Here is a 23692-nt window from a genome sequence, read left to right on the forward strand (position 1 = left end):
TAGAGAATTAACCACCTTCGGTCACAGCTTCATGCCGAAACTGCGGCAAGGGCCTGAACGTGAAAGAAATTGCCAATTTCGTTCCGGCGGCTGCTGCCGATGATGGTGATGCGGTCGCGACAGCCCTTGCGTGGCTCGAAGTCGGCGGTGTCGAGAGTGTGGAGGCGGCCTTTTCGCTGATGCGCCGCCAGGGGATCGCGCTCGACGGGCCGGAGGGGCAGGCGGTTCTCGTCGAGATAGTTTTCCAGATGCTTGAAGCGCTGGAGCAGGACCTGTCCAATCCGGATATCTGTATCCTGGCCCTGCGCTTCGAAAGGGACGCTGCCCAAGCCGCGCTCGAATTGCTGTCGGCGGCCAATTTTGCCGACGGCGCGCGGGATCTGGGTGTCCTTGGCGACGCCATGGTGTTGATTTTCGCCGCATTGCAGGCGGCAACAGGCGATCGGGCGGACGCCATGGAAATCCTGCAGCATTCGGCATTCGCGCGTCCGGGGCGGGCCTTCCAATGGGCCGCCGCGCAGCTTCAGCTGCTGATGCAGGAGGACAGTCGCGGCGTCATGCAGCGTCTCTTCGAAATGACGCTGGACGGTCTCGATCATCCCGAAATCTGGCCGGCACTCGGTGCCGTGACGGCGCACTTCCCCGACCTGATCGATGCAATCGCACCGTTGCTGGAGGATGAGCTTGGTTTCTACACCGAGTTCTGGGGCGTGATCCACGCGCTTTGCGTGGCGGCGAGCGGGGAGCCTGCGCGAGGCTGGGCCCTGCTGGCGCCGCTCGCGACGGCGCACAGCCAGTCGACGATGACGCAGGGGGCCTGTTTCCACATTCAGTCGCTGCTCGATCCCGGTAATCCGATCTACGATCTGGAATCGCGCTTTTGCACGCTGCCGTTCGATGTGTTCGAGGTGCTCGACGGCAAGACCCATCTGTGCTGCGCGAGCTGGCTTCCGGAATCGGCGGGCAACCTGGCCGAACAGTCCTGGGAGGCTGTCTGGAATTCGGATAGCGCGCAGAGCATCCGGACCAGCATTCTCGACGGAAGCTTTCGCCACTGCAACAAGACGGCCTGCCCGAAGATCGCGGGCGGCACGCTGCCGCAGAAGGCGGAGCTGGCCTCGGAAGCCGAGCGCTGGCGCGACATCATCGGCAATTTCCGGACGCGCAGCGAAACGCCCCCGCAGCGGATCAATCTGGCCTATGACCAGACCTGCAATCTGTCCTGCCCCAGCTGCAGGACGGGCAAGGTCGCGGCGGACTCCGCGACACGGGCCCGGTTCGACAGGTTGCAGGACGAGCAGATCCTCCCGCTGTTGCGGCATGCCAGGCTTGTCCTCGTCACCGGCTCCGGCGATCCCTTTGCCAGCAAGAATTTCCGTAATCTGCTCGATCGGCTCGGGCCCGAGGATTATCCCGACCTGCGGTTTCAGATCATGACCAACGGCATGTTGTTCACGCCGCGCGAGTGGACGCGCTTCCCCTCGCTCCATGGCCGGGTCGCCTATCTGCGGATCAGCCTCGACGCCGCCACCGGCCCGACGCACGAATTGCTTCGCCGTGGCGCGCGCTGGAAGACCATGGAAGAGAATCTGGCCTTTGCCCGGGACCTGCGCGCTGCAGGGGCGATCGACAGGCTGGAATTCTCCTTCACTGTCCAGACCGAGAATTATCGGGAAATGGGCATGCTGGTCGATATGGCTCATAGCTACGGCGCCGATCACATAGCCTTTGGCCGCCTGACCAACTGGGGTACTTTCTCGGCGGAGGAATATGCGGCCAAGGCGGTTTTCAGCACCTCACACCCTCAGCATGGCGATTTCATCGAAGCCATGCAGGATGGGCGACTGCGCGACAGGATTGCCGGCCTGAACGACCTCGGCCAGTTCGTGCGATCATCACGCGCCTGAGGCAAGTGTAAGCCCCGGCCGCCCGAGGCAGTCGTCTCACGCGCGATGCCGATCGGAAACAGGAGCGGCGGTGCGCGTTGGGGGGTGTGATCCCAGCACTTCCGGAGGACGCGATGGACGATCCCGAATGGACCGATGCCGATCTGGCCCTGCTTCAAAGCCTGGACGCGGCCGGCACCCCGATCGAGCAGATCGCCCGGCGGCTTGGGCGTGATCCCCAGGCGATCGAGGCGCATCTGCCGATCGCCCGGGCGCGCAAGGGCGTCATTCCAGTGCCCGAGCCGCGCGCGTCGGCCCCCAGATGGAACGGCCCCGACGAGGAGGGGGATGTCGGCCCCCCTTCCGGCCGCGACGAGGCCGATCCGTCGGCATGGGTCCATATCGGCAAGAGCTGAGGGGGCGAAGCGGTGCCGCCTTACGGCCTTGCCGCCGGTCGCGACCGACGGGATCGGGCCTGCCTCATCGTCCTGTCCCCACCAGGCAAGGCCGGCCCGCCAGGATTCCGTCCTGCCTGTGAAGCGCGTCACTCCGCGAATCGTCAAAAAATGTGAACGCTGTGTTGCCGGATAGGATGTACTGATCGGTACCTCTTCCTATCTATAAAGCGATGGCGGCGATCACGACAGGCGCGGTGGCCGGCAAGGAGCAAGACGATGGCGTATCTGCAATCCGAGCTGCCGCCCTCGACGGCCCCGGCGAAGCCGCTTGCGGTGCATGGCGTCTCGCCAGCCCCGATCGCGATACCGGCCCCTGCCGCGCGCTGGCCGGCCCGGATCGCAGCGCGCTTCGGCGCGGTGCTTGCGGCGATGCTGGCGCTGTTCTTCGTCGGTCAGGCGGCGGCCCGCGCCACCGAGTCCCTCGCCATCGGCATCATCGCCGCCGATCTGGTCTTCCTGCTTGTCGTCGCCGGCTGGTCGACGGTAGCTGTCAGCAGCCTGCGCCGCTGAGAGAGGGGAGCCACGGGCCTCTTCGCGCGTAATGCGGGACGATGGCCTTCGCCCGCACCTCACACCGCCTCTTCCTCACCGTCTTCATCGCGGCGCTGGGCCTCGCCTTCTACAGCTGGGCGAAGGGGCACCCGCAGGATCTGCCCTGGACGCCGCTGTCGCTGGGTGAGCAGGCGGGGCGCTTCACCAACTTCAAGATTGCTGGGCTGCACGGCGATTTCCGTTCCTGCCGTCGGCTGCTCGACGATGGCGCGGAGGCGTATGCGGTGCTGCCACCGGCCCGGGCGGAGGGCGGGGCCTGCGGCTATGACGATGGCGTCCGGCTCGAAAGTTCGCCGGGCTTCGGCTATGCGCCGCGCGCCGAGGTTTCCTGTCCGGTGGCGATCGGGCTGTTCCTCTGGGAGCGCCAGGTGGTGCAGCCCGCGGCGCTTCGGCATTTCGGCAGGCCCGTCACACGGGTCGACAGCTTCGGCAGCTATGCGTGCCGCCCGATCCGCGGAGGCCGCGAGGGGCGGTGGAGCGAACATGCCCGGGCCAATGCGATCGATATCGCCGGTTTCCGCCTGTCCGGCGGCCGGCGGATCAGCGTCGCCGGGGACTGGAGGCGCGATGGTGCCGAGGCCGCATTCCTGCGCGAGGTGCGCAACGGGGCCTGCCGCATGTTCGCGACGGTGCTTTCGCCTGACTATAATGCGGCGCACCGCGACCATCTGCACCTCGACCAGGCAGCGCGGGGCGGGTGGAGCTATTGCCGTTGAGCAACAGGCTGCGCGCCCCGCAGCCACCCTGTGGTAGCATCGCGTAATCTTCTGGACATGGTCGGGCAAAGATGATGTGCTGTGGCCACAACATAATTCGGAGGGGATCGCTCGGCAGTTTTTGGGGAACTGGCGTGGTCGATCTTGCACGTATCGATTGGTTCAAGGCGAGCATCCTCCCGCATGAGCGGGCCTTGCGCGCATGCCTGCGCCGGGCATCCACGGCAGGGGGCGACATCGACGATATCGTCTCCGAAGCGCTCGTCCGCGCCTATGGGACCGAGGATTGGGTGCGCATCGGCGATGGACGCCATTATCTTTTCCGCATCGCCCGCAACGTTCTGATCGATCATGCGCGGCGCAACGCGCTGGTCGCCTTCGACAGCCTCGATGATGCCGGCGACGGCGAAGCCGACCATCGTACAGAGGCCGCTATCTCGGCGCGCGACGAATTGCGCCAGGTCCAGCGCGCGATCGAGGCTATGCCGCCGCAATGTCGCCGTGTATTCGTGCTGCGCCGGGTGCATGAGCGCTCGATCGGGGAGATCGCGGCCGAGATGGGGCTGTCGATCTCCACGGTCGAGAAGCATCTCGGCAAGGCGGTGGCCCTGCTCGCGCGGGTGATCGCCGAGATCGAGGAGGGAAGCTTTGGGCGAGGTGGAGAGCCCGCGCAGCGTGGAGGAGGGCCGGCTGGCCCGGGCGGCGCATTTCTTTGCCCGGCAGCTCGATGACCGGTCGGCGGAGTTGCGCGCCGAACTCGACGCATGGCTCGGCGCCGATCCCCGCAATGCCATCGCATTCGCGCGCGCAGGGGCGGCGTGGGAGAGGGCTGCCGGGGTGGGCGCCATGGCGCCGTCACCAGTGCAGGACGAGAACCGGCGGGACATGGCTGGTGCATCGCAACAGGGCCAGGACCAGCAATAGGCAGGGCTGAGCAGGGTTGCGCCACCGGATCGCTGATACCGCCGACATCCCCGCTATCGCCGCGCTGATGGAGCGGGCGATCGCCGAGCTCCAGCAAGGGTTCCTCTCCCCCGCCCAGATCGCCGCGAGCCGCGCGCATATGGGGCTCGATACCCAGCTGATCCGCGACGGCAGCTATTTTCTTGTCGAGATCGATGGCCTGCTCGCGGGCTGTGGCGGCTGGAGCGCCCGGGCGACGCTGTTCGGCGGTGACGCGAGCGCGGGGCGCGATGCCGCGATGCTCGATCCCGCGCGCGATGCGGCGCGCATCAGGGCGATGTACACCGATCCGGCCTTCGCGCGGCGAGGCGTGGGACGGCGGATCATCGCCCTGTGCGAGGCCGCGGCCGCCGCTGCCGGGTTCGGGCGCACCGAAATGGCGGCGACGCTGGCGGGTTTGCCGCTGTACGAGGCGTGCGGCTACGGCGTGGTTGAGCGGTTCGAGGCAGTGGCGCCGGATGGCGTGCCAGTACCCCTCGTGCGGATGGAAAAGCCCCTGCACCGACATAGCCGGTAGCCACGACCGGATTGCGAAAGACCGGCCGATCAGGCCTTGGCCGGCCTGGCCGGCTTCGGCGACGTCTCGGGCTCGGGATAGGGCATCACCATCGTGCCGTCGGGGGCTGCGGTGAAGGTGGTCTGGGTCGGATAAGCGAACTGGATGCCTTCTGCGGCGAAGGTTTCGAGGATGGTGATGCAGACTTCGTGGCGGGCCCGGTTGAAGACCTCAGCGTCCTCGGCGAGCACGTCGAACATCAGTTCATAGTCTAGCGAGGACGCGCCGAAATTGATCATGGAGCAGTGCAGGAACACCGCCTTGTCCTGCCGGGTCACGATCCCCTTGACGATGTCGGGGATGCGTCGGCACGTCTCGGGGGGGGTCTGGTAGGTCACGCCCAGCATCAGCGTCGCGCGCCGGCGCATCGTGTGCGTGAGGTTGTGCAACTCCTTGTTGAGCAGGTTGGTGTTGGAGATGATCACCTCTTCCCCGGTTACTGAGCGGAGACGGGTCGTCTTCAGGCCGATCGCCTCCACCGTGCCGGTCGTCGTCTTGTCCCAGTTGACGGTGTCGCCGCGCCGAAAGGGGCGGTCGAAGATGATCGCCAGGCTTGCGAACAGATCGGAGAATATGCCCTGCGCCGCGAGGCCGATCGCGATGCCGCCGATGCCGAGGCTGGCGACGAGGCCGGTGATGTTGACGCCGACATTGTCGAGGATCGCCAGTGTCGCCACGATGAAGCAGACTGCGGTGACGAGCAGGCGGATGATCCCGATCGCCGAACCCAGCGTCGAGTAGCCGCTCTCTTCGTCGTCGCCGGCGCGATGTTCGACGATGCCGATTACCAGCTCGCGTACCCAGATCGCGGCCTGGATCGCGGCGGCGACGGTGAACAGGAAGCGCACCGTATCGGCGACCACCGCCGGGGGGGCCGCGTAGCCGCTCACGATCTTCGACGCGAGCATGACGATGAAGAACAGGTTGGTGCGGGCGATCGCACGGCCGACGATGCGCGGCCAGTGGCCGAGATGCTGGCGCCGGCACAGCCGCGTCCCCAGCATGCGCAGGCCGTAGAGGATCGCCACGATCACCGCGCCCGCGGCGCCCGCGATCGCGATGCTCAGATAATGGTTCGCTATCCAGACGAGCACCTGTTCCCAGAAAAGCTCGATGTCGGCGACCGACTGGAAAAGGGCTTGGTCTTCGGAGGTGGCGGCGTTACCCGTCTTAGACATTCAATAGTCCATCATTATTTGCCGGACGTGGTGCCCCAACGAGGTTGAGTGCGGCGGTGTTCCCCGGCACGGGCAAAGCCGCGTGTGGGTTCGGGATCGGGTTCCGGCTCGGATTCGGCCGCCGCCGCTTCGGCCGCGGCTTCGGCTTCGATCGCGGCTTTGGCCTCGGCGGCCTCGATATCGCGGCGTCGGCGACGGAAGGGGTTCCACACCTTCTTCTTCACATAGGTCTGGACATAGCGGTCGAACGCAATCTCCACCGCGATGATGAAATAGATATAGGGCTGGAAGGCGATGCCGACGAAGGAGCAGCCCAGCATGAAGATCAGATGGGCATGCTGGAGCGCCGCAGCCAGCGGCGCCACCCAGGCATTGGGACCTTCCTCCTTCTTGTAGGCGCGTCGCACGATCTCCATGCGGAAGATGCCGACGAGGTGGACGATCAGGAACAGCGCGAGCCCGGGATAGCCCTGCTCGCCGAGCATTTCGAAATAGGCGTTGTGGAACGACCGGCCTTGATCGTAGCCGACCACTTTCACGACCGTGCCGTCGGCGGTCTTGTAGCTCATGTCAATTTCGAGCTTGTTGCCGATATAGGCGTTAAAACCCCCACCGAACGGGTGGCTGCCGGCATAGTTGATCGTCCATTTCCACACCGCCAGCCGGGTGGAGGCCGATGCGTCGGCCTGGTAGCCCTGGATGGTGTCCATCCGCTCGGTATAGCTTTTCGGCAAGAAGGGGACGCCGGCGGCGACGATCCCGACCATGATTCCCAGATAGAGCATCCGCCGCTTCGCCGCGCGCAGCTCCAGCAGCGCCATCAGCACGATGCAGAGCAGGCCGGTGCGGGTCTGGGTGCCGATCGGGATCAGCAGGCACGCGAAGGCGAGTGCATACCAATAGACCCTGGCGAAGATCGACGGCGGCACCAGCGTCGAATATTTCGCCATGTAGAGGATCAGTGGGATCGAGCAGATCGCGAAGGCCGAGATGGTGCTGCTTTCGTACATGCCCGAATTGTTGGCGACCATCAGGTTAAGCGTGCCATAGCCGCCGCCGCCGGCCAGCGTCTTGGCGCCGCCGACCACCGCGATGGATGACAGGCAGAGCAGCATGAACAGCAGCACGCCCTCGATCCGGGCGCGGGTGAAGAGCGTCATCGGCAGGAAGATCGAAAAGACCAGCGCCTTCCACACCCAGTCCCATTTCTCCATCGCGGCGTCGGGATGGTCGGCGGTCAGGGTGGTATATCCGCATAGCAGCAACAGAAGGATCAGCACGACCTGACGCGGAGATGGCTTGGCCAGGCTCTTGTCGTCGTTCATCGCCCAGCCGAGGAAGGCCGCGATGAACACGATCAATGACACCGGGATCGAACTCAGCAGATAATAGGACAGGCGCTGTGGCGAGACGATATCGACGTAGATATAGGCGCAGACAAACAGGAAAGGCCGCCGGAACCCCGCGAGCAGCAGGGATACCAGGAAGCCGATCAGGAAGAGGTCACGCACGGTTCGAGCCTGGCCGTGCTTCGCCGGTTTCGACTCCGGCGCGTCTGGGTTGCTGTTCCTGCTTCTTGGGCAGGACAGGCTTGAAGTGGCGGCCCGAGCCGATCGGCTCCTCGTTCAGATCGGGATGCTGCAGCATTCGGATCGCCACGAAGCCCAGCAGGAAATGGGCCAGGAGCAGCGAAAGCGTGTCGATCATAGCTGGCGTTCCGACCCGATTCCGGTTGACATTCCCGGCCTCTTCATGCGCGTTTCGCGCCACATGAAGATCCTCCATATCCTCGATCATAGCCTGCCCATCCACAGCGGCTATACTTTTCGTACTCGGGCGATCCTCAAGGCGCAGATTTCGATGGGCTGGGAGGTGCTCGGCGTCACCGGCCCGCGTTACAATGATCCGCTGCCCGACCCGGCCGAGGAGGAGGGGCTGCGCTTCCGCCGCACGCCCAAGGTTGCGCCCGCGCGCGCGCCGATCGGGGAATGGCGCGAGGTGAGGGCGCTCGAAAAGCGCATCGGCGAGGTCGCCGCGGAGTTCCGCCCCGATATCCTCCATGCCCATTCGCCCGCGCTGACGGGGCTGGCGGGACTCAGGGCTGCCAGACGGTTGAAGCTGCCCTTCCTCTATGAGATCCGCGCCTTCTGGGAGGATGCGGCGGTCGGCAACGGCACAGGGCGCGAGGGATCGGCGATGTACCGGCTGACCCGCATGCTCGAGACCCATGTCGTGCGCGGCGCCGATGCGGTGGCGGTGATCTGCGAGGGGCTTCGCTCGGATCTTGTCGCGCGCGGCATCGCGGCGGACAAGATCATGGTTTCGCCCAATGGCGTGGACCTCGACCTGTTCGGCGATCCGCCACCGCCCGACGAGGCGCTGATCGACCAACTCGGCCTGCGGGGTGCCGAGGTGATCGGCTTCATCGGCTCCTTCTATGATTATGAGGGGCTCGACGACCTGATCGCGGCGATGCCGCTGCTGGTGGCGAAGCGTCCTCGGGCGGCGCTGCTGTTGGTCGGCGGCGGGCCGATGGAAGCCGCCCTGCGCGCCCAGGCAGCGGCCTCGCCGGTGGCAGAGCGGATATGCTTCGTCGGCCGGGTGCCGCACCAGGAGGTCGAGCGCTACTACAGCCTGACCGATATCCTCGCCTATCCCCGCAAGTCGATGCGGCTGACGGATCTGGTTACCCCGCTGAAGCCGCTGGAAGCCATGGCGCAGCGCCGGCTGGTTGCGGCGTCGGACGTCGGCGGGCATCGCGAACTGATCGAGGACGGTGTCACCGGCACGCTGTTCGCACCGGACGCCCCCGGCGCGCTGGCGTCGTCGCTGGCGGCCCTGCTGGAGGATCGCGTCCATTGGGACGAGCGGCGCGCCACGGCCCGCGCCTTCGTGGAACGAGATCGCAATTGGGGCGTCAATGTCGCGCGCTATCGGCCGGTCTATGAAAGGCTGGCAAAACAGGGAAGGCGTTGAAATTTCTTTGCCTTAGGGCAAGCTTCTTCGACGGAAAGTAACGGAATCCCAATTTTGCCTTATTATTGGGCGATAAAGAAACATATGGGCGTTCCAATGGTGCTGACGAAAAGCAAGAGGCGGTCGAGCCTGGTGATGGGGCTGCTGCTGGCGATGCTCCTGGGCGTGGCGGCGGCGTTCTTCGTCCTTGCCATGCCGATCCGCATGCTGGAGACGGTGACGACCCTAACCCGGCTGTCCAAGCTGATGGTCCAGGCGGAGCCGCCGATCTCGCCCAATGATCGCACCCTGCTCGCGGTGCTCGCTGGGATCGTCACCGCCGGGATCGGCTGGGTGCTGGTCGACTGGCTGCTGTTCGGCCGTGCGGGCATGAGCAGGCTGATCCGCACCCGTGAAGACGATTATGAGGATGAGGACGAGGATGCCTATCGTCCGACCGATCCGCTCGACCTGGTGGTACCCGGCGCCGCGCGCGCGAACGATTGGTCGCAGGCGCCTTCGGGCGATGCGCGCCGGCCGCTTTCGGCGCGAACCGACATCGGCGAACCCGCGCCCTTTGCTCCGCCATCGCCGTTCGGTGCGCCGTCGCCGGTGCCGGGGCTCAACCAGCCACTGCCGCCGCTCGGTCAGATCCTGCCCGGCGCCGGGGTTTCGGCGCCGCCGCTCCAGCCGCATGTACCGCCGCTGGCCCAGCCCATCGCGCCGCCCGATCCCTTCGCCGCGCCGCCGGCCGTACCGGCCTGGACGGTTCCGGCGGCCGAGGGCGCGCCGCCGCTCAACGCCAATTTCGATCTGCCCGATCGCCCGGTCTCCTTCGATGCGGCTCCAGTAGCGGCCGCGCCGGCGGCGGTCTCCTCCGGCATGCCGAGCTGGTTGCCCGCGCCGGGTTCGCGCCCCGACGATCCCGCCGTCTTCGATGTGCCGCTAGCCGCCGAATTGCCGGCGGCAGCACCGGGCGAGCCGGTACCGATGCCGGCACCAGCATCGGTACCGGCACCTCGGGCGGCCGATCCCTTCGGCGCGGCGCCTGCAGAGCCGCCGCCTCTTCAGCCGCCGCCGCTCCAGCCGCTCGCGTCCGATCCGCCCCCGCTGATCCTTGCACAGCCGGCGCCGCCGCTGCCGATCCCGCAGGCCGAGCCGCCATCCTTCGCGACGCCTGCGGCCGCACCCGCCGTTCCTCCCGTTGCTCCGGCTCCGCCTCCGCAACCGCAGCAGCCAGTCTTCGCACCCGAGCCGCCACAACAGCCCTTCTTCGCGCCGCCCACGCCGCCTCGAGCGCCAGCGCCGGCAGCAGCAACGCCGGCTCCGGCCCCGGCGCGCCCCGCGGCGGCACCGGGTTTCGACCGCGCACAGCTGGAGGATCTGCTCGGCCGGCTGGAGAGCAAGGTCCACAGCCGCCGGGCTGCCGCTGCTGCGGCCGCTTCCGCCGCTGCGCCTCCGGTCGCGCCGGCTTTTGCGCAGGCGCCGGTTCCGCAAGCCCGGTTCGCACAGCCGCCCGGCGCGATGGATCCCATCCCTCTGCAGCGGGCCGAACTGCCCTCCGGATTTGCCGCACCGCCGCCGCAGGGGCAGCCAATCCCCGCGGCAGCCTATGATATGCCCGTGGCGCAGCCGTCACCGGCTTTCAACCTGGGCATCCAGCCCCAGGCGCAGCCGTCCGCTCCGCCGCCCGTTGCCGCACCGGCTCCGGCCATCTCCCCCGTGGCGTTGCCGCGCATCGACGAGGCGCGGAAGGAGGAGATGCTCGATCAGCCGCTCCACGTGACGCTGGACCTGCTGCGCGACATGGTGCGGCGCTAAGGATCAGAAGCTTCCCACCGGCATCCGTCATGCCTCGATCGTCAGGGCCTCCAGGGTCAGGACGGCATGTTCACCCTCATGATCGACCGCCGAGAGACGGATATCGGCGACGATGTGGCCTGGGATGACGAAGTCGGGGACGGCCAGCGCTTGCCGCAGCCTGTCGAGCGCGCCATCGAGCCTACCGCCTGACAGCCCGAGGCGGATGTGATGGCGTGCCCCATCGAACAACAGGCTCTGCCAGGCGCGGCTTTCTCCGCGCTCGATCCGCAGCGTGGCGGGTGGGTCACAGCATTGCCGCAGCACCCCCGTGATCGCCTTCACCGGATCGCTCATCGCGCGGCCCGCGCGGTGCGGATATAGGCGGTCACCCGTTCGACGGTGCTGTCTCGCGGCAGGCGCCCCCGCCGCAGCGTTCCGACGAAACCGGGATCGCCCATCGCGTCTCGTCCGAAGCGGGAGGGGGTGATGCCGCTTTCGGCCAGGTAACGTTCGATCATCGACAGCAGATGCATGTGGCGGGCTCCTCGCGACTCATTTGTTCGTATTATGTTCCAAGTCATTTCCTACTTGTCTAGGAAAAATCCTATCGGTAATGGAGGATCATGGCCGATGATGTCCGAACCGCGCTGGATGCGCTGATCCGCGAGCGCGGAGAGGATTACAGCGCTGTGTCGCGGCTGCTCGGCCGCAACCCGGCCTATATCCAGCAGTTCATCAAGCGCGGCACGCCCCGACGCCTGTCCGAGGAGGATCGGCTAAGGCTGGCCGCCTATTTCCGCGTCTCCGAGGACCGGCTCGGCGGTCGTGCGGGCGCGGGAACGCCGCCGGACATGTCCGCGCTGGTAGCGGTGCCCCGGATCGACATCGGCGCTTCGGCGGGGGCGGGCGGTCTCGCCGAGATCGAGGAGCGCGGTCGTCCCATCGGCTTTGACGAGAAATGGCTGCGCGACCTTGGCGCGCGCCGGACCGACAGCCTGTCGATCATCAGCGTCGCCGGCGATTCGATGGAGCCGACCCTATGCGATGGGGACGATATCCTGGTCGATCGCGAGGCGGTGGCGGTCAGGGCCGGTGCCATCCATGTGCTGCGGCTCGATGGCATGCTGATGGTCAAGCGCATCATCCGGGACGGCGGGCGGCTGCTGATCCGCAGCGACAACCCCGCTTATCCCGATATCGCCGACTATGATCCTGCCTTGCTGGCGATCATCGGCCGTGTCCTGTGGTGCGGCCGGAAGCTCTGAACCAGCATCGAGACCAGGAAATGCCGGTTTCAGCCTCGCCTGCGGTCGACCAGAAAGAGCGCGAGCGCGAGGGCCACGCCCAACCCGATGCCGGACAGCACGCCGATCGACGGCTGGCCGAAATGGTTGCCGATCACGGCTCCGGCGATGATCGTGAAGGCGACGATCGCCCCGCCCGCGCGCGAGGCGCCACCCTTTTGCTGTTCCATGGCGCCCCCATGCCATGGCCGAGCGTCCGGCGCCAGCGCTTGTCCCGCCTGTGCCATGGCGGGACGATCGGTCCCGCAACGGGACTTGGTGAACGGCGCGGCTACCAACCATCTGGCTGCACCAGCGGGTTTTTCTGGTCCTGGCACGGGGCTTGAGTGTAGGACGCGCAACCGCAGCAGGGGGCTCGCTTGGAAGAGATTTTCTACATCGCCGATCGCAGCAGCATCGACCAGGCGCAGGACCTGCTGAGCCAATATGGCCTGATGGCGATCGACGAGGCCGCCGCGCGCAGCCGCCACTATCGCGAGCTCGGCAATGCGATTCGCTTCTGCGAGTGGCGCCAGATCGAGCGTTTCCTGTCGGTGCTGACCCAGGATGTGGCGATAGGCACCGTCCACTGATCTTTCGATAAGGTCGTTTCGGCGCCGACTAACCATCACACATCACTAGAGTCTGGCGGGGCGGACAGGCTGCCGCTAGGGTCCTGCGCATGCGTGTCGCCCGCCCGCCGCTCCGCGCTCGATCGATCATGTTGGGCGCGATGCTCTGCGTGTCGCTGCCCGTGCATGCGCAGCCCACCCCGGCAGGGCCCGAGCCCGCAGAGCTGCCCGATCTGGACCCGTCGAGCGATATGGCGCCGCTGCCCGGTATGGAGGTCGACTGGCCCGAACCGGCTGACGGCAGCGATACCCCGCCCGCGGCCGCTGCCGGCGGGAACGGCACCGCCGCGCCCGGCGTCAGGCCGGCCGAGGCCGACGCCGCCGAGAGCCACAGCGATCGCCGCTATACCGTCGGCATCGAGGGCCTGTCCGGCGAGGAGGGGATACCGCTGGAGGTCGAGGTTGCGCTTCGGGCCAGGTTCAAGATGCTGTCGGCGCTCGAGGAAGGGAAGGGCGTCGGCAACACTGCCCAGATCGATCGTCGCGCGCGGCAGGACGAGGCGCTGCTGAAGCAATTGCTGCGCGCTGCCGGCTATTTCGATTCGGACGTGACCACCCGCATCGAGGATGAGCGTACCCAGCGGCTCGCGGTGACGCTCGTCGTGGCGCCGGGCGTCCTCTATACGCTTTCGTCGGTCCAGCTTGCGGGGATCGACGAGGCCGGCGACAGCAGCGGCGAGTTGCGCCGCGCGCTCGGGATCGAGGAGGGCCAGCCCGCGAGCGCCGACCGGATCGAGGCAGGCTTGATCGCGCTCAAGGCCGAGCTGGGACGCGAGGGCTTCGTCTTCGCCAAGGTCGGCGAGCCGAAATTGACCGTCGATCATGAGGAGCACAACGTCCAGCTCCTGCTCGATGTCGATCCCGGCCATGTCCAGCGGATCGGACGCGTCGTCATCGACGGCAAGCGGCTGTTCAGCGCCAAGCATCTTGGCCGTATCGCGCGCTTCCGGCCGGGCGACATCTATGACGCTGCCAAGATGGAGGATTTCCGCCGTGCGCTGATCCAGACCAGCCTTGTCTCGGCGGTGACGATCAAGCCCGTTCCCACCGCCGATCCTGCCGTGGTGGACATCGCGGTGAAGCTGGAGCCGGCGCCGCCTCGCACCGTTTCCGGCGCGGTCGGCTATGGTACGGGCGAGGGCTATCGGGTCGAGGCCAGCTGGCAGCACCGCAACCTTATCCGGCCAGAGGGCGCGGTGACCTTCCGCGGCGTGCTCGGTACCCAGGAACAGTCGCTCGGCGCGGTCCTGCGGCGCAACAACTACAAGGCGCGCGACCGGGTGCTGACCGGGCAGGTGTCGGTCAGCCATCTCGACGAGAATGCCTATGAGGCGCGCAAGATCACCCTGGCGGCGGGGCTGGAGCGGCAGACCAACATCATCTGGCAGAAGAAGTGGACATGGTCCTACGGCGTCGAACTGACTGCGTCGAAGGAGGACGACACCGTGAAGGCGACGGGTGTGCCCCGGCGGCGCCAATATCTGACCGGGGCGCTGCCCTCCAGCCTGTCCTATGACGGATCGGACGACCTGCTGAACCCGACCCGGGGCTACAGGCTGGCCGCCCGCGTCTCGCCCGAACTGTCGCTGCAGGGCAGTGCCTTCGGCTATGTGAAGGCGCAGATCGACGGCAGCACCTATCTGCCGATCGGCGGGCGCACGGTGATCGCCGGACGGGCCCGGCTCGGCTCCATCATCGGCGCGGCGGCCGAGCGGATCGCGCCGACCCGCCGCTTCTATGCGGGCGGCGGCGGATCGGTGCGCGGCTATGGCTATCAGAAGATCGGACCGGTCGACATCAATGGCGATCCGGCGGGCGGCCGCAGCCTTGCGGAATTCTCGATCGAGGCGCGGGTGCGCTTCGGCGATTTCGGGGTGGTGCCGTTCCTCGACGGCGGCAATCTCTATGCGGCGCGGCTGCCCACCTTCCGCAACATGCGCTACGGCGCGGGCCTCGGCGTGCGCTATTACACCAGCTTCGGTCCGATCCGCGTCGATGTCGGCACCCCGCTGAACCGGCGCAGGGGCGACAGCCGGATCGCGGTCTATGTTTCCCTGGGGCAGGCCTTCTGATGGCGATCGACCGCGCCGATGTGGAGGAGAGGGTCCATCGCTGGGGCGTGCGCAATCCGGTGCTGCGCATCGTCGCGATCGGGCTGTTGTCGATCCTGCTGTTGCTGTCTGTCGGCATCTGGATGCTCGACAGTGGCCCCGGCCACCGCCTGATCGTTGACCGCATCGGCGCGCTGCGGCCAAGCTCCGGCCTGCGCATCCGCATCGGCCGGATCGACGGATCGATCTGGAGCCGCGCCACGCTGCGCGACCTTCGCCTTTACGATACCAAGGGCCTGTTCCTGGAAGCGCCGGAGATCGAGCTCGACTGGCGGCCGGCGGCCTGGGTCGCCAACAAATTGTGGATCAGGAGCGCCGATACCGAACTGCTGATCCTCCACCGGCTGCCGGCGCTCAAGCCCTCGCCGAAGAAGGGGCCGCTGCTGCCCGGCTTCGACATCCATGTCGGTCGCCTCCATATCGGGCGGCTGCGGCTGGAACCGCCGGTCAGCGGAAAGAGGCAGGCGGCGCGGGTCGACGCCAGCGCCGATATCCATGACGGCCGCGTGCTGCTCAAGCTCGACGCGTCATCCTCCGCGCGCGACCGGCTCGCCCTCCAGCTCGATTCCGAACCGGATCGCGACCGCTTCGATATCGATGCCAAGATGACCGGCCCGGCCGATGGCGTGATCGCAGGCGTCACCGGCTGGAAAAAGCCGGTCGATGGCGTGATCTCGGGTACCGGCCGATGGACGCGCTGGAAGGGCAGGGCGACGCTCGACGTCGGCGATACGAGGCTGGTCGAACTGGCGTTGACCGCCGATAGCGGCAAATATGCGCTGGACGGCTTCCTCGCGCCCACGAGTTTCCTGAAGGGCAAGCTGCAGCGGCTGTCGGCGCCCATCATCCGGATCGACGGCGCGGCGACCCTTGTCGACCGGCGGCTGGGCGGCACGCTGGCACTCCGGACCGAAGCGATCGAGATTGCGACCGCGGGGACGCTCGATCTCGCCAACAGTGCATTCGAGGAGGTCATTGTCGATGCGCGGCTGCTCAGGCCGCCGGCCTTCTTCCCGAACATGACCGGGCGCAATATCCGGCTCCACGCCAGCTTCGACGGGCCGTTCGGTAGAGCCGACTATGGCTATGCGCTCACCGCGGATCACGTCGCCTTCGACCAGACGGGTTTCGACGTCGTCCGCGCCGAAGGGCGCGGCAAGCTGTCCGATCCGCCGGTCAAGCTGCCGGTGCGGCTGTCGGCGCGGCGGGTGACCGGGGTGGGCGATGTCGCCGGCGGCATCCTCGGCAATCTCAAGGTCGACGGCGTGCTGCTCGTGACCGCACAGAAGGTGACGGGCAACAAGCTCAAGCTCAGTTCGGACAAGCTGAGCGGCGATCTGTCACTGAGCCTCGATCTCAGGACCGGGGCCTATGATGTCGCGTTGAGCGGAAAACTGCTGCGCTACTTCATTCCCGGTATCGGCATCGTCGACGTCAATTCGGAGCTGAAGGTCGTGCCGGGTACCGCCGGCCGTGGCACGATGGTGGCGGGCCGTGGACGCGCCTGGGTACGGCGCTTCGACAACGCCTTCCTCCGTTCGCTGGCGGGGGGCCTGCCGTCGATCGACACGCGGCTGCGGCGCGGGCCCGACGGCATCCTCCATTTCGACCGGCTCATCCTCACCGGGCCCGATGTCCGCATCGGCGGCACCGGCTATCGCCGCCGCGACGGGACCTTCTATTTCAAGGGCAGCGGCCATCAGGACCGCTATGGCCCGCTCCAGATAACCCTCGACGGCAATATCAGCCGGCCCAGGATCGATTTGCTGCTAGCCAGCCCGCTCCCCGCGCTTGGCCTCTCCAATGTGACGGTGAAGCTCGATCCGACCGCGCAGGGCTTCGCCTACAGCGCCAGCGGCGGATCGCGGCTCGGCCCCTGGGGCAGCCGGGGCGCGATCCTGCTTCCCGCCGGCCAGCCCGCGACGATCGCGGTCGAGGCGGTGGCGGTGAGCGGTGCCAGGGGCAGCGGCAGCCTGCGCTCCGATCCGGGCGGCTTCACAGGGCGTATCGATCTCGCCGACGGCACGATCACCGGACCGATGCTGTTTTCGGTTGAGCGCGGCATGCAGAAGATCGAGGCGCATCTGCGCGCGCGCCGGGCGACGCTGGGCACCCCGCTCCCGGTCACGATCGGCCGGGGCCGGCTCGACGGGACGCTGCTGCTCGATCCTGCCGGGGTGGAGGCGAACGGCACCGTCGCGCTGTTCGGCACGACCATGAAGGGAGTGACCCTTGGGCGCGGCCGGGCGACGATCGCGCTCAAGGGCGGCAGCGGCTCGATCACCGCCAATCTGGCTGGGTCGCGCGGGCGCGGCTTCCAGCTCACCACCGTCGCGCGGATAACCCCGGACAGCTATGTGTTGACCGCCGAGGGCGCGATCGACCGCCGCCCGATCCGCATCGAAACTCCGGCGGTGCTCACCCGTGATGGCGACAGCTGGCGGCTCGACCCGACCACCCTGGCCTTCGTGGGGGGCAGGGCGACGCTCGCCGGGCGCTTCGGTGGCGCTGCGAACGAGATCAAGGCCGGCGTGCAGTCGATGCCATTGTCGGTGCTGGACATCTTCTATCCGGAACTCGGCCTTTCGGGGATCGCGACCGGCGACGTCGATTACCGGCTCCAGCGGGGCGCCCGCATCCCGACGGGGCGCGCCAACCTGAAGATCAGGGGGCTGTCGCGCTCCGGGCTGGTGCTCACCTCGCGCCCCGCCGATGTCGCGCTTGCGGCGGTCCTGACGGACAATGTCGCGGCCGGCCGTGCGATCGTGTCGAGCGGCGGCAAGGTGATCGGGCGAGCCCAGGCGCGCATCGCCAACCTGCCCGCGTCCGGGGACCTGCCCGACCGGCTGCTCGCCGGCAACCTGTTCGCCCAGCTTCGCTACGGCGGCCCGGCCGATACGCTGTGGCGGCTGTTCGGGATCGAGACCATCGACATCTCCGGACCGGTTTCGATCGGCGCCGACATCAGCGGGACCGGCGCCAACCCCATCATCCGGGGCTCGCTGCGCTCGACCCAGGCGCGGCTGGAGAGCGCGGTGACGGGCACGGTGATCAACAATATCGCCGCATCGGGCCGGTTCAACGGCTCGCGCCTCGTGATCGACAAGCTCAGCGGGCAGACGCGGGGCGGGGGAACGCTCAGCGGCCGTGCCGCCTTCGACTTCGCGGCCGAACAGGGGCTGGGCATGGATGTAGCCATCGATGCGCAGAACGCGCAGCTGCTCAGCCGCGACGATATCGGCGCCACCGTGACCGGCCCGCTGACGATCAAGTCGAACGGCAATGGCGGCACCATCGCCGGCGACGTGCGGTTGGCGCGGGGACGCTTCCAGCTTGGCCGGGCGGCAGCGGTGGCGGCGATCCCGCAGTTCGACACGGTCGAGTTGAACCGACCCGACGATGTCGATGAACCGCTCCGTCGCGCGCCCTGGCGGCTCGATATCAAGGTGGATTCGCGTAACCAGCTGATGGTGACGGGCCTTGGCCTCGACAGCGAATGGCGCGGCCGGCTGGACCTTGGTGGCACGATCGAGAATCCGGCGATCACGGGCCGGGTCGATCTGGTGCGCGGAGGCTATGAATTCGCTGGCCGCCGCTTCGACCTCGATCGTGGCTCGATCCGTTTCCTTGGCGAGACACCGCCCGACCCGTTGCTCGACATCACCGCGAAGGCCAATCTCAACGGGGTCAGCGCGACGATCGCGGTGGGCGGGACGGGACTGCGGCCCGAAATCCACTTCACCAGCATTCCCGCACTGCCCGAGGACGAACTGCTGTCGCGTCTGCTGTTCGGGACCTCGATCACCAACCTCTCGGCCCCCGAAGCGCTCCAGCTCGCCGCGGCGGTCGGATCGCTGCGCGGAGGCGGCGGCGGGCTCAACCCGATCAACGCGGTGCGCCGCGCTGCCGGGCTCGATCGGCTGCGCATCCTGCCGGCGGACCCGACGATCGGCACCGGCACCTCGATCGCGGCAGGCAAATATATCGGCCGGCGAACCTATGTGGAGGTAATCAGCGACGGCCAGGGCTATTCGGCGACGCGGATCGAGTTTCAGATCACCCGCTGGCTGTCGCTGCTCTCCAGCATCTCGACGATCGGACGACAGAGCGCGAGCGTCAGGGTATCGAAGGATTATTAGACCCGATCCGGTTCAGGACCGGATCGATTTCCTCAGTTTGCCGTGATTTCCGAGTCGTCAGTTGTTTTCACCCGACTGGAAACCAATCTAGCCGAAGCTGTGCTTCACCTTGATCGACGGCAGCACATGCCGGTTGCGGTGGCGCAGTTCCTGCTGATTGGGGGCCGGGTTGGTCCGGTCTGGCGCGTAGAAGGTGCGAAGGCGGCTGATCCGGGCCTGGAGGATGTTGTCGACCGCTACGCTCAGCGTCGTCCGTGCGCTGGGCCGATATTCGGCGAAGATGTCCAGGGTCGGATGTTCGGAGAAGCGATCGGTTTCGTTACGCCGAAAGTTGGTGGCGTGGGTGACGCCCTCGACGTCGAGCCCCCAGGCGAACTTGCCGAGATCCTGGCGGAAATTGGCTTCGTAAGCGAAGGCGCGGTTGTTCGAGAACGGGCGGCTGCGGAGCGTGTAGGGATCGACGACGCTGGTTCCCACATAGGAACCGTACAGCGTCAGCCGCCCGCCCTTGATGCCCAGGCCGCGCAGCGGCGCGTCGAGCTTGGCGCGCGCGATCCATTCCTTGCCGCTGCCGAGATTGCCCGGCGCGTCGAAACCCTCGGGGGTGGGGATACGATCCTGGACCTGGGAGATGCGGTTGTGGCCCAGTTCGAGCTTGATCAGCCCATCGCCCAGGATCGGGCGCTCGATCGTCGCCAGCAGTTCCCAGGCGCGCTGGGGCACCAGATTGGCGTTGCCGCCTTCCACCTGCTCGCTCGATAGGGTGACGCTGCTTATGAAATCCTCGAACTGCAGTTGGGCGACGGTACGGCTCAGCGACAGCTGCGCGTGCCAGCCGCCCTTGGGGCGCCAGTCGATGATCGTCTTGGGCTTGATGAAGCTCAGCGAGCGCTGCGCCTGCGCGTCGCCGCGCACGATCAGACGCGACGTCTCATAGTTCAGGCCGAGGTCGAGCCGCAGGCTTGAGCTCAGCGGCCGTCCGGCGTTGACGAAGGCTTCGGCGCGCTTCTCGCGGACCACCGCCTCATCGATCGGAAGCGGAATGCGGCTGCGCGTTCCATCCGGCGCGACGCTGAACACGCCGACATCGCTTTCCAGTCGGTTGAGCACGGCCTCTCCGCCGATCTCCACGGTCCAGCCGGCCAGATTGCTCCGGTTCCAGACGAGACGGGCCAGGCTCTCGGCCTTGCGATCGTCGAGGGTCTGTTCGGACCCGCCCAGGCTGGGCGCACCGATCGGACGTAGCAGCACCACGTCCCTGTTGTCGCGGGTCCGCCGCGTGATCAGGCCAATCAGCTTGATGCCGCCGCCAGCGAGGGGTCGGGTGACATCGCCGCCAATCTCGAAATCATGGCGGTGATTGCGCTGGAGCAGCCGGTCGTCTCGGGCCCCCGCGCCCACCGGAAACACATGGTTGGTTTGGGTCAGCGAGAAATCGAAGCGCGAATAGCGGCCGTTGACATGGGCGGTGCGGTTGGCACCGGCATCATAAGCCCAGGAGGCCGAGGCGGTGGCGAAGGGGGCCGTGGTCTTGTTCACCTTCTCGCGCCGCTCGCGCAGCGCTCCGCCGGGCAGGGCGGTGATCAGGTCGATGCCCTCATCGGTGCTCTGTTCATTGGTAAGCGACACCGCCAGATTGAAAGTCGATGGGCCGCGCTTCAGTAGCGCCGATGCGCTGCCGGTCGGAAAGACATGGCCGGTAAACTCGCGCTGCGCGCTAGCTTCCAGCGTGCCGGCGATCCCGCCGCTGTCACTCAGGATCAGGTTGAGCACCTGCGCCTTGGCCGAATAGTCGGAACCGAAGCGGTCACCCGAGCTGACCTCGACCCGCAGCACCCGATTGGCCGGAATGCGCGACAGGATCACATCGATCGTATCGGACTTGGAGCTTGGCCGCTGGCCGTTGATCACGACATTACCCGCCGCCTGGGCGAAGCCGCGTATCTCCTCGTCGACCTCCTCCAGCACGAAGCCGGGGACGCGCTTGACAATCTCCAGCGCATTGGCGGGGGAGAAGGTGGTGAAGAAGGCGGCCGGATAGACCAGCTGACTCTGGGTTTCGGCGGTCTGGGCGATGGCTGGCGCCCCCGCCGAGGCGAGCATCCCCGCCATCGCGAGGAGCGGTAGCCTGATCCTTATTATTGTCCGTGGCACCGCACCGTTTCTACGGCACATCCGACCGCGACAGCAGGGCGTTGGTCGACGGCTCAGGTCGTTCGTCGATCAGCGTCCGGAGGGCATCTCCAGGCCTGTCCACTTCGCCGCGAAGGCCCACATGTCGGCATATTCCTCGATCAGCTTGTCGGTGGGCTTGCCCGATCCGTGGCCGGCGCGGGTCTCGATCCGGGCGAGGTGCGGCCGGTCGCCGATATCGGCGGCCTGAAGGGCGGCGACATATTTGAAGCTGTGGCCGGGCACCACCCGATCGTCGGTGTCGGCCGTGGTGGTCAGGATCGCCGGATAGCGCCGGCCGCTGTCGATGTTGTGGTAGGGCGAATAGGCGCGCAGCACGCGGAAATCGGCTTCCTTCGCCGGATAACCATAGTCGTCGACCCAATAGCGCCCGGCGGTGAAGCGGTCGAAGCGGAGCATGTCCATCACCCCCACCTGAGGCAGTGCGGCGGCGAACAGATCGGGCCGCTGGTTGACGACCGCGCCGATCAGCAGGCCGCCATTGGAGCGCCCCTGAATCGCCAACTTGTCGCTGGTCGTGATCCCCTGCGCGATCAGATATTCGCCGGCGGCGATGAAGTCATCGAACACATTCTGCTTGGCCGCGAGGCGCCCGCCATCGTGCCAGGCCTCGCCATATTCGCTGCCGCCCCGGATATTGGCGAGTGCATAGACGCCGCCCATCTCCATCCAGGCGAGGTTCGCGGGGTTGAAGCCCGGCCGCTGGGCGAGGTTGAAGCCCCCGTAGGCATAGAGCAGGGTCGGCGCGCCGCCGCGATGATCGAGGCCCTTCTTGTGGACCACGAACATCGGCACGCGGGTGCCGTCCTTCGACGCGTAGAAGCGTTGCTCGACGACATAATCGCCGGGATCGAACGCCACCTTGGGCAGCGCGAAGGGCGTCACCTTTCCGCTGTCCGTATCGTAGCGATAGATCGAGTTCGGCAGATTGAAGCTGGCGAAGGAGAAGAAGGTCTCGGGATCGCCGGCCTCGCCCTCGAAGCCCTGCGCGGTGCCGATGCCGGGGAGGGGAACCTTGCCCCGTGCCGTGCCGTCCAGGCCGAAGCGGCGCACCTCGCTCTTGGCATCGACTAGATAGGCGACAAGGATCGAATCTCCGACCATGGTGGCGCCGTCGATCATCGAGGTCGACTGGGGCACGATATCGCGCATCGTCGCCGCGGCTTTGGGCGGATCCGCCATGTCGAAGGCCACCAGTTTCTGAAGCGGCGCATCCTTGTTGGTGATGAAGGTCAGCCGGTCGCCCTGCGATCCGACCGGCACCCAATTGTGGTCGAGCCCGCGTACCAGGACGAAGGGCTTCGCGTCGGGCTTGCGCAGGTCGAGCAGCACCAGCTCATAGCGTTCGTCCGTGCCCTCGGACGACCGGATCACCAGCCAGCCGCCGTCGTCGCTGACGGTGGCATCATGGTTCAGCTTGGGGCGGTCGGGGGTGGCGTAGACCAGCCGGTCGGCGCTCTGCGGGGTGCCGATCCTGTGGAAATAGACCTGCTGGTTCTCGTTGAGCGCCTGATAGACCTCCCCCGCGCGCGGCTCGGAGAAGCGGGAGTAGAAGATGCCCGATCCGTCATGCGCCCAGGAAATGGCGGTGAACTTGGCCCATTTGATCTCGTCTGGGAGCGGCTCACCCGTGGCGACATCGAGGATGCGGATCGTCCGCCAGTCGGTGCCGCCGTCCTGAACCGCATAGGCCAGCCGCTTGCCGTCCTTCGCGGGTACCCATTCGGCGAGCGCCGTCGCACCGTCCTTCGCCCAGAGATTGGGATCGATCAGCTGGCGCGGCGTGCCGTCCAGCCCTTTGCGCACGAACAGCACCGACTGATTCTGCAGGCCGCTGTTGCGCGTGTAGAAGTAATTCCCGCCCGCCTTTTCGGGGATGCCGAAGCGCTCATAATTCCAGAGCTGCGACAGGCGCGCCTTGATCCCGGCGCGGCCGGGCAGGGTATCGAGATAGGTGTTGGTCGCTTCGTTCTGCGCGGTCACCCAGGCGCGCACCCTGGGATCGACGCGGACGTCATTCTCCAGCCAGCGATAGGGGTCGGCGATCGTTTCGCCGAACTGCTGCTCGGCGACATCGGTCCGCTCGGTGGCGGGATAGGCGAGGGGGGCCGCCAGCGTGACAGTGGACGTGGCGACGCTCATGCCGAGGGCGAGGAGCATGGGGGAGCAGGCGAACAGGGGGCGCGGCATGGCCATATCCTCTCCGGAAACAAGGGTGATTCTCTCCAGCTTAGCGAATTTCCCGTCTGACGGAATCCGGGTGCTTG

At 66.9% G+C, this 23692-nt stretch carries 22 protein-coding genes; 13 read left to right on the forward strand and 9 right to left on the reverse strand.

From position 1 onward, the window contains the following. Positions 1-29: 29 nt before the first annotated feature. The gene (locus CMV14_RS27135; protein ID WP_238147260.1) at positions 30-599 is read right to left on the reverse strand and encodes a hypothetical protein; all 570 of its coding nucleotides are present in this window, start codon (positions 597-599) and stop codon (positions 30-32) included. Here CMV14_RS27135 and CMV14_RS10700 point away from each other — a divergent pair. From CMV14_RS10700 to CMV14_RS10730, 7 genes are all read left to right on the forward strand, one after another. Then, positions 558-1907 carry a radical SAM/SPASM domain-containing protein gene (locus CMV14_RS10700; RefSeq protein ID WP_238147261.1) on the forward strand — a complete coding sequence of 450 codons (1350 nt, stop codon included), beginning with the start codon at positions 558-560 and terminating at the stop codon, positions 1905-1907. The two genes, CMV14_RS27135 and CMV14_RS10700, sit on opposite strands and share 42 nt — an antisense overlap. A gap of 113 nt (positions 1908-2020) precedes the next feature. Further along, positions 2021-2302: an RNA polymerase sigma factor sigma-70 region 4 domain-containing protein gene (locus CMV14_RS10705; protein ID WP_066958894.1), complete on the forward strand. Its 282-nt coding sequence runs from the start codon at positions 2021-2023 to the stop codon at positions 2300-2302. A 258-nt stretch (positions 2303-2560) separates the two neighbouring features. Continuing rightward, positions 2561-2854 (forward strand): hypothetical protein, encoded by a 294-nt coding sequence (locus tag CMV14_RS10710; RefSeq protein WP_066958895.1) that lies wholly within the window; start codon positions 2561-2563, stop codon positions 2852-2854. Between the two features lie 41 nt (positions 2855-2895). After that, positions 2896-3612 (forward strand): extensin-like domain-containing protein, encoded by a 717-nt coding sequence (locus CMV14_RS10715; protein ID WP_066958896.1) that lies wholly within the window; start codon positions 2896-2898, stop codon positions 3610-3612. A gap of 134 nt (positions 3613-3746) precedes the next feature. Further along, positions 3747-4343 carry an RNA polymerase sigma factor gene (locus CMV14_RS10720; protein WP_066958897.1) on the forward strand — a complete coding sequence of 199 codons (597 nt, stop codon included), beginning with the start codon at positions 3747-3749 and terminating at the stop codon, positions 4341-4343. Beyond that, a complete protein-coding gene (locus tag CMV14_RS27575) occupies positions 4288-4536 on the forward strand; it encodes a DUF4880 domain-containing protein (RefSeq protein ID WP_066958898.1) in 249 nt (82 codons plus the stop codon). The genes CMV14_RS10720 and CMV14_RS27575 overlap by 56 nt, the downstream gene beginning before the upstream one ends. 67 nt (positions 4537-4603) lie before the next feature. Then, positions 4604-5092, forward strand: a complete 489-nt coding sequence (locus CMV14_RS10730) for a GNAT family N-acetyltransferase (protein WP_083215662.1) — start codon at positions 4604-4606, stop codon at positions 5090-5092. A gap of 29 nt (positions 5093-5121) precedes the next feature. Here CMV14_RS10730 and CMV14_RS10735 read toward each other — a convergent pair whose 3' ends face one another. The 3 genes from CMV14_RS10735 to CMV14_RS10745 are packed head-to-tail and all read right to left on the reverse strand — an operon-like array spanning position 5122 to position 8016. After that, positions 5122-6309 carry a mechanosensitive ion channel family protein gene (locus tag CMV14_RS10735; RefSeq protein ID WP_066958900.1) on the reverse strand — a complete coding sequence of 396 codons (1188 nt, stop codon included), beginning with the start codon at positions 6307-6309 and terminating at the stop codon, positions 5122-5124. Positions 6310-6323: 14 nt separating this feature from the next. After that, positions 6324-7820: a putative O-glycosylation ligase, exosortase A system-associated gene (locus CMV14_RS10740; RefSeq protein ID WP_066958901.1), complete on the reverse strand. Its 1497-nt coding sequence runs from the start codon at positions 7818-7820 to the stop codon at positions 6324-6326. Continuing rightward, the gene (locus tag CMV14_RS10745) at positions 7813-8016 is read right to left on the reverse strand and encodes a hypothetical protein (RefSeq protein ID WP_066958902.1); all 204 of its coding nucleotides are present in this window, start codon (positions 8014-8016) and stop codon (positions 7813-7815) included. Before CMV14_RS10745 ends, CMV14_RS10740 begins: the two co-directional genes overlap by 8 nt. Positions 8017-8079: 63 nt before the next feature. Here CMV14_RS10745 and CMV14_RS10750 point away from each other — a divergent pair, with 63 nt between their 5' ends. Both CMV14_RS10750 and CMV14_RS10755 read left to right on the forward strand, forming a co-directional pair. Further along, on the forward strand, positions 8080-9285 hold the full coding sequence (locus CMV14_RS10750; protein WP_066958903.1) for a TIGR04063 family PEP-CTERM/XrtA system glycosyltransferase: 1206 nt from the start codon (positions 8080-8082) through the stop codon (positions 9283-9285). 96 nt (positions 9286-9381) lie between these two features. Then, complete coding sequence (locus CMV14_RS10755) at positions 9382-11085, forward strand: hypothetical protein (RefSeq protein ID WP_066958904.1); 1704 nt, start codon at positions 9382-9384, stop codon at positions 11083-11085. A gap of 27 nt (positions 11086-11112) precedes the next feature. Here CMV14_RS10755 and CMV14_RS10760 read toward each other — a convergent pair whose 3' ends face one another. Further along, complete coding sequence (locus CMV14_RS10760) at positions 11113-11421, reverse strand: hypothetical protein (protein ID WP_066958905.1); 309 nt, start codon at positions 11419-11421, stop codon at positions 11113-11115. Next, positions 11418-11600 (reverse strand): hypothetical protein, encoded by a 183-nt coding sequence (locus CMV14_RS10765; protein ID WP_066958906.1) that lies wholly within the window; start codon positions 11598-11600, stop codon positions 11418-11420. The genes CMV14_RS10760 and CMV14_RS10765 overlap by 4 nt, the downstream gene beginning before the upstream one ends. Before the next feature lie 90 nt (positions 11601-11690). On the opposite strand from CMV14_RS10765, the gene CMV14_RS10770 reads away from it, so the two are divergent. Then, positions 11691-12332 (forward strand): S24 family peptidase, encoded by a 642-nt coding sequence (locus CMV14_RS10770; protein ID WP_066958907.1) that lies wholly within the window; start codon positions 11691-11693, stop codon positions 12330-12332. Between the two features lie 29 nt (positions 12333-12361). On the opposite strand, the gene CMV14_RS10775 is transcribed toward CMV14_RS10770, so the two are convergent. After that, a complete protein-coding gene (locus CMV14_RS10775; RefSeq protein WP_066958908.1) occupies positions 12362-12541 on the reverse strand; it encodes a hypothetical protein in 180 nt (59 codons plus the stop codon). A 189-nt stretch (positions 12542-12730) separates the two neighbouring features. Between CMV14_RS10775 and CMV14_RS10780 the strand changes: the two genes are divergently transcribed. From CMV14_RS10780 to CMV14_RS10790, 3 genes are all read left to right on the forward strand, one after another. Then, entirely contained in the window at positions 12731-12943 is a 213-nt protein-coding gene (locus CMV14_RS10780) for a hypothetical protein (RefSeq protein WP_083215634.1), read from the forward strand. An 89-nt stretch (positions 12944-13032) separates the two neighbouring features. Then, positions 13033-15054, forward strand: coding sequence for an autotransporter assembly complex protein TamA (locus tag CMV14_RS10785; protein ID WP_066958909.1), 2022 nt, complete (start codon positions 13033-13035; stop codon positions 15052-15054). Further along, positions 15054-19232: a translocation/assembly module TamB domain-containing protein gene (locus CMV14_RS10790; RefSeq protein WP_066958910.1), complete on the forward strand. Its 4179-nt coding sequence runs from the start codon at positions 15054-15056 to the stop codon at positions 19230-19232. The genes CMV14_RS10785 and CMV14_RS10790 overlap by 1 nt, the downstream gene beginning before the upstream one ends. An 87-nt stretch (positions 19233-19319) precedes the next feature. On the opposite strand, the gene CMV14_RS10795 is transcribed toward CMV14_RS10790, so the two are convergent. After that, positions 19320-21344: a TonB-dependent receptor domain-containing protein gene (locus CMV14_RS10795; RefSeq protein ID WP_066958911.1), complete on the reverse strand. Its 2025-nt coding sequence runs from the start codon at positions 21342-21344 to the stop codon at positions 19320-19322. 111 nt (positions 21345-21455) lie between these two features. Beyond that, entirely contained in the window at positions 21456-23615 is a 2160-nt protein-coding gene (locus tag CMV14_RS10800) for a prolyl oligopeptidase family serine peptidase (protein WP_083215663.1), read from the reverse strand. Positions 23616-23692 lie beyond the last annotated feature (77 nt).

It is taken from the genome of Rhizorhabdus dicambivorans, from assembly GCF_002355275.1.
GTDB lineage: Bacteria > Pseudomonadota > Alphaproteobacteria > Sphingomonadales > Sphingomonadaceae > Rhizorhabdus > Rhizorhabdus dicambivorans.

Bases quoted from the DNA above. Each gene is read 5' to 3' on its own strand.
- CMV14_RS10765 (WP_066958906.1), bottom strand. From the start codon at position 11,600: ATGCATCTGCTGTCGATGATCGAACGTTACCTGGCCGAAAGCGGCATC.
- CMV14_RS10700 (WP_238147261.1), top strand. From the start codon at position 558: ATGCAGCGTCTCTTCGAAATGACGCTGGACGGTCTCGATCATCCCGAA.
- CMV14_RS10705 (WP_066958894.1), top strand. From the start codon at position 2,021: ATGGACGATCCCGAATGGACCGATGCCGATCTGGCCCTGCTTCAAAGC.
- CMV14_RS10785 (WP_066958909.1), top strand. From the start codon at position 13,033: ATGCGTGTCGCCCGCCCGCCGCTCCGCGCTCGATCGATCATGTTGGGC.
- CMV14_RS10735 (WP_066958900.1), bottom strand. From the start codon at position 6,309: ATGTCTAAGACGGGTAACGCCGCCACCTCCGAAGACCAAGCCCTTTTC.
- CMV14_RS10710 (WP_066958895.1), top strand. From the start codon at position 2,561: ATGGCGTATCTGCAATCCGAGCTGCCGCCCTCGACGGCCCCGGCGAAG.
- CMV14_RS10715 (WP_066958896.1), top strand. From the start codon at position 2,896: ATGGCCTTCGCCCGCACCTCACACCGCCTCTTCCTCACCGTCTTCATC.
- CMV14_RS10800 (WP_083215663.1), bottom strand. From the start codon at position 23,615: ATGCCGCGCCCCCTGTTCGCCTGCTCCCCCATGCTCCTCGCCCTCGGC.
- CMV14_RS10790 (WP_066958910.1), top strand. From the start codon at position 15,054: ATGGCGATCGACCGCGCCGATGTGGAGGAGAGGGTCCATCGCTGGGGC.
- CMV14_RS10755 (WP_066958904.1), top strand. From the start codon at position 9,382: ATGGTGCTGACGAAAAGCAAGAGGCGGTCGAGCCTGGTGATGGGGCTG.
- CMV14_RS10760 (WP_066958905.1), bottom strand. From the start codon at position 11,421: ATGAGCGATCCGGTGAAGGCGATCACGGGGGTGCTGCGGCAATGCTGT.
- CMV14_RS10750 (WP_066958903.1), top strand. From the start codon at position 8,080: ATGAAGATCCTCCATATCCTCGATCATAGCCTGCCCATCCACAGCGGC.
- CMV14_RS10770 (WP_066958907.1), top strand. From the start codon at position 11,691: ATGGCCGATGATGTCCGAACCGCGCTGGATGCGCTGATCCGCGAGCGC.
- CMV14_RS27135 (WP_238147260.1), bottom strand. From the start codon at position 599: ATGATCGAGACCGTCCAGCGTCATTTCGAAGAGACGCTGCATGACGCC.
- CMV14_RS10795 (WP_066958911.1), bottom strand. From the start codon at position 21,344: ATGGCGGGGATGCTCGCCTCGGCGGGGGCGCCAGCCATCGCCCAGACC.
- CMV14_RS10730 (WP_083215662.1), top strand. From the start codon at position 4,604: ATGGAGCGGGCGATCGCCGAGCTCCAGCAAGGGTTCCTCTCCCCCGCC.
- CMV14_RS10775 (WP_066958908.1), bottom strand. From the start codon at position 12,541: ATGGAACAGCAAAAGGGTGGCGCCTCGCGCGCGGGCGGGGCGATCGTC.
- CMV14_RS10745 (WP_066958902.1), bottom strand. From the start codon at position 8,016: ATGATCGACACGCTTTCGCTGCTCCTGGCCCATTTCCTGCTGGGCTTC.